A 9,464-nucleotide genomic window follows, 5' to 3' on the forward strand; every position below is an offset into this window, starting at 1 on the left:
AGCCGCGCCGGGTGATCCGGCGATCCCTGTGCCGGGGCGCGCGCCCGAGGCGGCGGCCGCTCAGATGTCGAGCGTGTGCGCGCGCTCCCAGTCGGTGAAATGCGCGGCATAGCTCTGCCACTCGGCATGCTTCAGCCGGGCATAGGCCGTCGCGACCCCATCGCCCAGCGCGGCGCGGAAGCCCGCGTCGGCCTCGAAGGCGCGCACCGCGTCGAGCAGGTTCAGGGGCAGCCGGCGCACGCCCTCGGCCCGGTGGCCCTCGGCATACATGTCGATGTCGAGCCGCGGCCCCGGGTCGGCGTCGCGCGCGATGCCGTCGAGCCCCGCGGCGATGATCGCGGCCTGCAGCAGATAGGGGTTCGCGGCGCCGTCGGGCAGGCGCAGCTCGAACCGCCCGGGGCCGGGGACGCGGACCATGTGGGTGCGGTTGTTGCCGGTCCAGCTGATCGTGTTCGGCGACCATGTCGCGCCCGAGACCGTGCGCGGGGCGTTGATCCGCTTGTAGCTGTTGACGGTGGGGTTGGTGATCGCGGCCATCGCCTCGGCATGGGCCATGATCCCGCCAAGGAAGGCGCGGCCCCGCGCCGCCAGGCCGAGGTCGGCGGCAGGATCGGCGAAGGCGTTGCCGCCCGCGCCGTCCCAGGCCGAGACATGGACGTGGCAGCCGTTGCCGGTGAGCCCGGCGAAGGGCTTGGGCATGAAGGTCGCGCGCAGGCCGTGCGCCTCGGCCACCGACTTCACCATGAACTTGAAGAAGCTGTGCCGGTCCGCCGTCACCAGCGCGCTGTCGAAGGCCCAGTTCATCTCGAACTGGCCGTTCGCATCCTCGTGGTCGTTCTGGTAGGCGCCCCAGCCCAGGGCCAGCATGTGGTCGCAGATCTCGGCGATGACGTCGTAGCGGCGCATCAGCGCCTGCTGGTCATAGCAGGGCTTCTGGGCATCGTCGGCCGGGTCCGAGATCGCGCCGCCGTCGGTCGTCAGCAGGAAGAACTCGGCCTCGACCCCGGTCTTGACGTCAAGACCCTGCGCCGCCGCCGCCGCGACCTGCGCGCGCAGCACGTTGCGCGGCGCCTGCGCGACCTCGGCCCCCTCCATCATCGGGGTGCCGGCGACCCAGGCGACCTCGGGCTTCCAGGGCAGCTGGAACAGGCCCGCGGGATCGGGGACGACCATCATGTCGGCATCCGCCGGCGTCATGTCGAGCCAGGTGGCGAAGCCGGCGAAGCCCGCGCCTTCGGCCTGCATCGCGCCGATCGCCTGCGTCGGCACCAGCTTGGCGCGCTGGCCGCCGAAGAGATCGGTGTAGGACACCATGAAATACTTCACGCCGGAGGCGCGCGCCCAGGCCGCAAGATCCGTCATCCGTCCATCCCTGTTGCAGTTGCGCCGGCGGGTTGGCCCCGCCCGACCGTGTTCGCCGTTCCAGAGACCGCCCCTAAGGCAGAGCCGCGCCCCGGGCCTTGTCCCGTCTCACATCCCGCCGCGACCGGGGATCCAGTCGGTCCCCGCCAGCGGCACGCCCGCCATCGCCGCGGCCTCGATCGTCAGGGCGCACAGGTCCTCGGGCTCGAGGTTGTGCACGTGGCTCTTGCCGCAGGCACGGGCGATGGTCTGGCATTCCAGCGTCAGCACCGACAGGTAGTTGCGCAGCCGCCGCCCGCCCTCGACCGGGTCGAGCCGCGCGGCAAGCGCGGGGTCCTGCGTGGTGATGCCGGCCGGGTCGCGCCCCTCGTGCCAGTCGTCATAGGCGCCCGCCGTGGTGCCCATCGCGCGGTACTCGGCCTCGTGCGCGGGGTCGTTGTCGCCCAGCGCCACCAGCGCGGCGGTGCCGATCGACACCGCGTCCGCCCCCAGCGCCAGCGCCTTGGCGACGTCGGCGCCGGTGCGGATCCCGCCCGAGACCACCAGCTGCACCTCGCGGTGCATGTCGAGATCCTGCAGCGCCCGCACTGCCGGGCGGATGCAGGCCAGCGTCGGCAGGCCGACGTTCTCGATGAACACGTCCTGCGTGGCGGCGGTGCCGCCCTGCATCCCGTCGACCACCACCACGTCCGCGCCCGCCTTCACCGCCAGCGCCGTGTCGTAATAGGGCCGCGCGCCGCCGACCTTGACGTAGATCGGCTTTTCCCAGCCGGTGATCTCGCGCAGCTCGAGGATCTTGATCTCGAGATCGTCGGGCCCGGTCCAGTCCGGGTGCCGGCAGGCCGAGCGCTGGTCGATCCCCACCGGCAGGTCGCGCATCCCCGCGACCCGCTCGGTGATCTTCTGGCCCAGCAGCATGCCGCCGCCCCCCGGCTTGGCGCCCTGTCCGACCACGATCTCGATCGCGTCGGCGCGGCGCAGGTCCTCGGGGTTCATGCCATAGCGCGAGGGCAGGTACTGGTAGACGAGCTTGGCCGAATGCCCGCGCTCCTCCTCGGTCATGCCGCCGTCGCCGGTGGTGGTCGAGGTGCCCGCCAGCGTGGCGCCGCGTCCCAGCGCCTCCTTGGCATTGGCCGAAAGCGCGCCGAAGCTCATCCCGGCGATGGTGATCGGGATGTCGAGCTGGACGGGCGTCTTCGCGAAGCGGGTGCCCAGCGTGACTCGGGTGTCGCAGCGTTCGCGATAGCCCTCGAGCGGGTAGCGCGACATCGAGGCGCCAAGGAACAGCAGGTCGTCGAAATGCGGCACCCGGCGCTTGGCGCCGCCGCCGCGGATGTCGTAGATGCCGGTCGCCGCCGCGCGGCGGATCTCGGCATTGACCTCGTTCGAGAAGGTCCAGCTTTGGCGGGGCAGGGTGCGCGGGGTGTCGGTCACGGGGCGGATCCTTCTGCCGGCTCAGTACTGGCCGGCGTGGTCGACGTGGAAATGATAAAGCGCCCGGGCCGAGCCGTAGCGGCGGAACCGCGCCGGGTCGGCGTCGAAACCCGCCCGTTCCAGCAGGCCGGCCAGATGGGCGAGATGTTCGGGCCGCATCTCCTTCTCCACGCAGTCCGCGCCCAGCGATTTCACCGACCCGCGCACGTAAAGCCGCGCCTCGTAAAGCGAATCCCCCAGCGCCTCGCCGGCGTCGCCCAGCACGGCCAGCGTGCCGCGCTGCGCCATGAAGGCCGACATGTGCCCGACATTGCCGCCGACCACGATCTCGATGCCCTTCATCGAGATGCCGCAGCGGCTGGAGGCGTTGCCGCGCACGACCAGAAGGCCGCCGCGGCCGGTGGCGCCCGCGTACTGGCTCGCGTCGCCCTCGACGATGACGGTGCCCGACATCATGTTCTCGGCCACGCCCGGCCCGCAGGACCCCTCGACCCGCAGCGTCGCCGCCCGGTTCATGCCGCCGCAGTAATACCCGGTCGAGCCCCGGACGGTGACGCTGACCGGCTGGGTCAGGCCGACCGCGACGGCATGCGATCCGCGCGGGTTGTCGATCACCCAGTCGGTCTCGTTGGTGGCGGGCGCGAGGCCCTGCAACGTCGCGTTGACCTCGCGCAGCGGGGTCACGGCCATGTCGAGCCTCTGCATCAGCGTTCCCAGAAATAGACGGTGGCGGGTTCGGGCTCCCAGACCCGGGCGTCGGCGATGCCGGGCAGGTCCACGAGCGCGCGGTATTCGCTGGCGAAGGCGACATAGTCGCCGGTCTCGGCCATCACCGCGGGCTTGCAGGCGATCGGGTCGCGCACGACGCCGAAGCCGGTCCGGGTGCCGGTGACGAAGGTGAAGAAGCCGTCGAGATCGGCGAGCGTGCCCTCCAGCGCTTGACCAAGGCTCTCGCCGCCCGCGATGCGCGACGAGATGTAGGCCGCCGCGACCTCGGTGTCGTTCTCGGTGCGGGTCCGGAAGCCCTTGCGGGCAAGCCTGCGGCGCATGGCGTTGTGGTTCGAGAGCGAGCCGTTGTGCACGAGGCACTGGTCCGCCGCGGTCGAGAACGGATGCGCCCCGAGCGTTGTCACCGCCGATTCCGTGGCCATCCGGGTGTGGCCGATCCCGTGCGTGCCGGCCATCCCGGCCAGGCCGAAGCGCTCGGCGACGGCGCGGGGGCTGCCGGTTTCCTTGAAGATCTCCATCGCTGCCCCGGTGCCCATGACGCGCAGGCCGCGCGCTTCGGCCCAGGCGGCGGCCTCGGGGGCGCGCCCGTCGGGCACGGTGACGACGGCATGGGTGGCCACGATCCGCACCGTCACCCCGGCGCCGAGCGCCGCGCCCATCGCCTCGGCCAGTCCCGCGAAGGCGGCGGGATCGTCCGATTGCAGCGTCACCTTGTCGCCCGCGCCAGGCGTGCCGTAGATCGCGATGCCGGCGCTGTCGGGGCCGCGGTCCGACATCGTGATCAGCATTCCCGCCAGCATCGCCCCCAGCCGGGGCTGCAGCGCGTCATTCTTCAGGTAAAGCCCGACGATCCCGCACATGGGTCCGCTCCTGCCGCTCGGTTCCTGCGCAGGCTCGCCGCGCCCATTTTTCCCTTCAAGAAAAAATATTTCCAAAGTGGCCGGCCCCTGTCGAAAAGCCCCGGCTGCCACTAAATTCGGCACATGCGCCTGTTCTTCGCCCTTCCGCTGCCCGGGCGGCTCGCCGACCAGCTGGGCGACATCGCCTTCGCCCTGCCGGACCTGCGCCCGGTCGATCCCGACTCGCTGCACCTGACGCTGCACTTCCTGGGCGAGCTCGACGACGCGATGGCCGAAGAGGCCGCGCGCGCGGCCGAGGGCCTTCTGGCGGGGCCGGTGCGGCTGCGCCTTGACGGGCTGGGCAGCTTTCCCGCGGGCCGCGGCCTGTCGCTGCACGCGGTGGTGGCGCCCGACCCGGGCCTGTCGGACCTGCACCACCGGCTGGGGTCGCGGCTTGCGGGGGCAGGGCTCGCCCTGCCGCGCCGCCGCTTCCGCCCGCACGTGACGCTGGGCCGCGCGCCGCGGATGACGCCGCGGCTGGAAACGGCGCTGGCCGCGCATGTCGGCCTCGCGCCGCCGCCGGTCGCGCCGGCGCGCTTCGGGCTCTATCGCTCGTGGCTGCGCCCCGAGGGCGCGCAGTACGAGCGTCTGGTGGACTACCCTCTGGTCCTGCCGGTGTCCTGACCTGCCGCCGCCGCTGCGCGCCGCAAGGCGCGCTGGCGGGGTCGCTGGCGGGCGGGGTCGCGGGATTTCGCTGACGCGGCGGAACCGTTGCCGCTCTGGATTGTTTCCCGAAGCGACGGAACCCCCCGCACATCGAGATCCCATGAACCTGACCGCCCGCCAGAGTTCGACCGTGAGTTCGACCGCGCCTGCCGCTTCGGCCGCCGAGCGGCCGCGCCACTGGGGCGCGCTGCCCGTCGCGCTGCCCGTCGCCCCGCCCGGGACCGGGGCCGGCGCCACCCCGGCCGACGCGGCATGGGACATCCGCCTCTGGGCCCCGGGCCATGCCGCGCCCGAGCTGCTGCTTGGCGAGCGGCGCCAGACGATGCGGGCGCTGGGCGCGGGGCTGTACTCGGCCCTTGTCACCGCGCCCGAGGGCACGGCCTACGCCTTCGACCTGGGGCAGGGGCCGCGGCCCGACCCGGCGGCGCGGGCACAGGCGGGCGACGTGCACGGCCGCTCGCGGCTGGTGCGCACCGCCTTCGACTGGCCCGCGACCGAGGCCGCGTGGCGCGGCCGCCCCTGGACCGAGGCCGCGATCCTCGAGATCCACGTCGGCCTCTTCACCCCCGAGGGCACCTTCGCCGCCGCCGCCGCCCGGATGCCGGAGATCGCCGCCCTGGGCATCACCGCGATCGAGGTGATGCCGATCGGCCAGTTCACCGGCACCCGCGGCTGGGGCTATGACGGCGTGCTGCCCTTCGCGCCGCACCCGGCCTATGGCACGCCCGCCGATTTCGCCGCGCTGGTCGCCGCCGCCCATGCGGCCGGGATCGCCGTGATCCTCGACGTGGTCTACAACCACTTCGGCCCCGACGGCGCCTACCTGCACGAGATCGCGCCCGATTTCTTCGACGAGGGCCGCCACACCCCCTGGGGCGCGGGCATCGCCTTCGGCCGGGCGCCGGTGCGCGACTTCGTGCTGTCGAACGTCGCGATGTGGGTGGGCGACTACCATGTCGACGGGCTGCGCATCGATGCCGCCCATCAGATCGTCGACGCGACCGATCCCCACATCCTGGACGAGATCGCCGCGACCGCCCGGGCCGCGGGCGCCGGGCGCGAGATCTGGACCATCCTCGAGGACGAGCGCAACCTTGCCGACCCCGTCGATCCCGTCACCGGGGCCCATGACGCGCAGTGGAACGACGACTATCACCACGCGCTGCACTGCCTGCTGACCGGCGAGGACGAAGGCTATTACGCCCCCTTCGCCGCCGATCCGATGGCCGACCTGGTGCTGGCGCTGGCCGAGGGGCAGGTCGACCAGGGCCAGCCCCGCCCGGCGGGCGCCGAGCCGCGGGGCGAGCCCTCGGCCCACCTGCCGCCCGAGGCCTTCGTGATCGCCAACCAGACCCATGACCAGGTCGGCAACCGCGCCCGGGGCGACCGGCTGATCGCGCTGGCGGGGGACGAGGCGGCGCGCGTCGCCCATGCGCTGCTGCTGCTCTCGCCCTACATCCCGATGCTGTTCATGGGCGAGGAGGCGGGCGAGACCGCGCCGTTCTGCTTCTTCGCCGACTTCCCCGAGCCGCTGGCCTCGGCCACGCGCAAGGGCCGGCAAGCGGAATTCGCGCGCTTCAAGGGCTTCGGCGCCGAGGTGCCGGACCCGATCGCGCCGGCCACCTTCGAGATGTCGCGCCCCTATCGCGGCGACCCCGGGCGGCAGGCCGACTGGCGCGCGCTGACCGCCCGGCTGCTGGCCGCCCGCGCGCGGGCGGTGGTCCCGCTCGTCGCCTCGGGCCGCGCCGGCCCGGCGCAGGTGCGCGCGACGGGGCCGGCCTCGCTCGAGGCGCGCTGGCCCTTCGTCGCCGGCACGCTGGTGATCCGCGCCCGCCTCGGCGTCGCCGCGTCGTCCGAGACCGCGCCGGAACCGGAGCCGGGGCCGGAACTGGAGCCGGGCGCCACCTGCCTGTTCACGATCGGCCGCCCCGGTGCCAACCCCGACCCCGGCGGCGCGGACGATGCCGATGCCGTCGCCCATGCCTTCGATTGCCACGTGCTGCCGTCGCCCATGCCCGCAGGAGCCCCGTCATGATTGCCCAAAGCGTTGCCCATACCCGCCTGCCGGCCGTGCTGGCCGACGCCACCGCCACCTACCGGCTGCAGCTGCGCGACGGCGTCGACTTCGCCGAGGCGGAGCGCTGGCTGCCCTATCTCTCGGGGCTCGGCGTCAGCCACCTCTACCTCTCGCCGGTCTTCACCGCCCAGAGCGGGTCGACCCATGGCTACGACGTCACCCGCCCCGACGAGATCGACCCCGCCCTCGGCGGCCGCGCGGGGTTCGAGCGGCTCGCGCGCGCGGCGGCGGCGCTGCGGATCGGGGTGATCCTCGACATCGTGCCGAACCACACCGCCTTCACCTTCGAGAATCCCTGGCTGCGCGACGTGCTGCGCCACGGCCGCTCCAGCCGCTTCGCCGGGCATTTCGACATCGACTGGTCGCGCCCGCTGCTGCTGCCGATGCTGGGTGCGCCGCTCGACGCCGTGCTCGAGGAGGCGACCGCCGAAGTCGCCACCGAGGCGGACGGCCCGGTGCTGCGCCTCGCCGGCCTCTCGGTGCCGCTCGCGCCCGCCGGGGCGCCGGCGCCCGGGCCGCTCGACGCCGCGGCGGTGCACGCGCTGGTCGCGGCGCAGCCCTGGCGGCTGGCGCATTGGGAGATGGAGCGCGACGCGATCACCCACCGGCGCTTCTTCAACGTGACCTCGCTGATCGGCATGCGGATCGAGGACCCGGCGGTGTTCGAGGACATGCACGCCCTGATCTTCGACCTGGTGCAGGCCGGGCTGGTGCAGGGGCTGCGGGTCGACCATGTCGACGGCCTCGCCGATCCGGCGGGCTATCTCGAGCGGCTGACGGCGCGGCTGGCCGGCTGCCCGGTCTGGGTCGAGAAGATCCTGTCGGGCGACGAGGCACTCGATCCCGACTGGCCGGTGGTCGGCACCACCGGCTACGAGGCGGGCCGGGCGATCGCGGGGCTTCTGGCCGATCCCGAGGGCGTGGCGCGGCTGACCGCGCTCTGGCGGGCCGAGACCGGCGAGACCGGCGATTTCCACGCGGCGCTGACCCTGGCCAAGAACGAGGTGATCCGCCGCGACCTTTCGGCGGAGCTGGTGCAGCTGACGACGCTCGCGGATGCGGCGGCGGCGGCGATCCCGCATCTCGAGGCCGGGCCCGAGGCTTTGCGCGAGGCGATGCTGGCGCTGCTGGTGGCGATGCCGCGCTATCGCACCTATTTCGCCGGCGGCAGCGCCCGCCCCGAGGATCGCGCGCTCTGGGACGAGGTCGCCGACCGTGCCGGGCAGGGGCTGCGCAGCGACAGGGTGCTGCGCGCGCTGGCCGCGGCGATGTGCGCCGGCGACACGCCCGAGGCGCGCGCGCTCGCCTGCCGGTTCCAGCAGGTCTCGGGCGCGCTGATCGCCAAGTCGCTCGAGGATACCGCGGGCTTCCGCCACACCCCCTACCTTGCCGCGAACGAGGTCGGTGCCGAACCCGACGAGCCCTGCCTGGGCCCGGGCGAGTTCGCGGCCTTCTGCGAGACGCGGGCAAGCCTGTGGCCTGCGGCGCTGACGCTGACCTCGTCGCATGACACCAAGCGCTCCGAGGATGCGCGGATGCGGCTCGTCGCGATCGGGCACCTGCCCGACGACTTCCAGTCGCTCTACCGCGCCAGCCGCGCCCGCCCCGAGGCGGCCGAGGTGCCGCGCGCGACGCTGTGGTATCTGGTGCAAAGCGCGGTAGCGATCTGGGAGCCCGGGCGCGAGGACCTCGCGGACCGGCTGGCCGGGCACATGGAAAAGGCGCTGCGCGAGGCCAAGCAGGTCACCTTCTGGCCCTATCCCGACGAGAAGGCCGAAGAGCCGGTGCTGGCCTGCGCCCGCGCGCTGATCGCCGACTGGTCGGCCGAGCCGCCGGCGGCGCTGCTGCGGCTCTCGGCGCGGGCCGAGGCGCTGTCGCTGGCGCAGCTCGCGCTCAAACTCGCGATGCCGGGGCTGCCCGACCTGTACCGCGGCACCGAGACCGGCGCCTTCGGCCTGACCGATCCCGACAACCGCCTGCCGGTCGATCTGGCCGCGCTCGAGGGGCCGAAGTCCGGCTTCGCCCGGCTCAAGGCCTGCCTGCTCGCCGACCTGATGGCGATGCGCGCCGCCGCGCCGGCGCTGTTTCTCGCCGCCCCGGTCACGCTCGAGACGCCGGCGCCGCACCGCTGGCGCCTGCGCCGCGGCGCGGGCCGGCACGCGGCGCTGATCGACATCGACCTGTCGCGCCCGCTGCCCGAGGTCGTCACCCTGAAGGCGCCGCAGGCCGCGCTCGCCTGACCCTTTCGCCTTGGCCGAAATATCCCGGGGGGAGGCCCGGCACGGGCCCGGGGGGGA

At 73.4% G+C, this 9,464-nt stretch carries 7 protein-coding genes; 3 read left to right on the forward strand and 4 right to left on the reverse strand.

Annotated features, from left to right (window positions below):
• Positions 1–60: 60 nt before the first annotated feature.
• The 4 genes from glnT to V8J39_RS20095 form a co-directional block, all read right to left on the reverse strand.
• Entirely contained in the window at positions 61–1,362 is a 1,302-nt protein-coding gene (glnT, locus tag V8J39_RS20080; RefSeq protein ID WP_336462752.1) for a type III glutamate--ammonia ligase, read from the reverse strand.
• Positions 1,363–1,470: 108 nt separating this feature from the next.
• On the reverse strand, positions 1,471–2,796 hold the full coding sequence (locus V8J39_RS20085) for an FMN-binding glutamate synthase family protein (RefSeq protein WP_336462753.1): 1,326 nt from the start codon (positions 2,794–2,796) through the stop codon (positions 1,471–1,473).
• A gap of 21 nt (positions 2,797–2,817) precedes the next feature.
• On the reverse strand, positions 2,818–3,501 hold the full coding sequence (locus V8J39_RS20090; protein ID WP_336462754.1) for a GXGXG domain-containing protein: 684 nt from the start codon (positions 3,499–3,501) through the stop codon (positions 2,818–2,820).
• Positions 3,501–4,385 carry a class II glutamine amidotransferase gene (locus V8J39_RS20095; protein WP_336462755.1) on the reverse strand — a complete coding sequence of 295 codons (885 nt, stop codon included), beginning with the start codon at positions 4,383–4,385 and terminating at the stop codon, positions 3,501–3,503. Before V8J39_RS20095 ends, V8J39_RS20090 begins: the two co-directional genes overlap by 1 nt.
• A gap of 123 nt (positions 4,386–4,508) precedes the next feature.
• Here V8J39_RS20095 and thpR point away from each other — a divergent pair, with 123 nt between their 5' ends.
• The 3 genes from thpR to treY all read left to right on the forward strand — a co-directional run bounded on the left by thpR (position 4,509) and on the right by treY (position 9,407).
• Positions 4,509–5,048: an RNA 2',3'-cyclic phosphodiesterase gene (gene thpR / locus V8J39_RS20100; RefSeq protein ID WP_336462756.1), complete on the forward strand. Its 540-nt coding sequence runs from the start codon at positions 4,509–4,511 to the stop codon at positions 5,046–5,048.
• 142 nt (positions 5,049–5,190) lie between these two features.
• On the forward strand, positions 5,191–7,125 hold the full coding sequence (gene treZ / locus V8J39_RS20105; RefSeq protein WP_336462757.1) for a malto-oligosyltrehalose trehalohydrolase: 1,935 nt from the start codon (positions 5,191–5,193) through the stop codon (positions 7,123–7,125).
• On the forward strand, positions 7,122–9,407 hold the full coding sequence (gene treY / locus V8J39_RS20110) for a malto-oligosyltrehalose synthase (protein ID WP_336462758.1): 2,286 nt from the start codon (positions 7,122–7,124) through the stop codon (positions 9,405–9,407). Before treZ ends, treY begins: the two co-directional genes overlap by 4 nt.
• Positions 9,408–9,464: the final 57 nt, after the last annotated feature.

The sequence above is a fragment of the Frigidibacter sp. MR17.24 genome (genome assembly GCF_037095655.1).
Lineage (GTDB): Bacteria > Pseudomonadota > Alphaproteobacteria > Rhodobacterales > Rhodobacteraceae > Frigidibacter.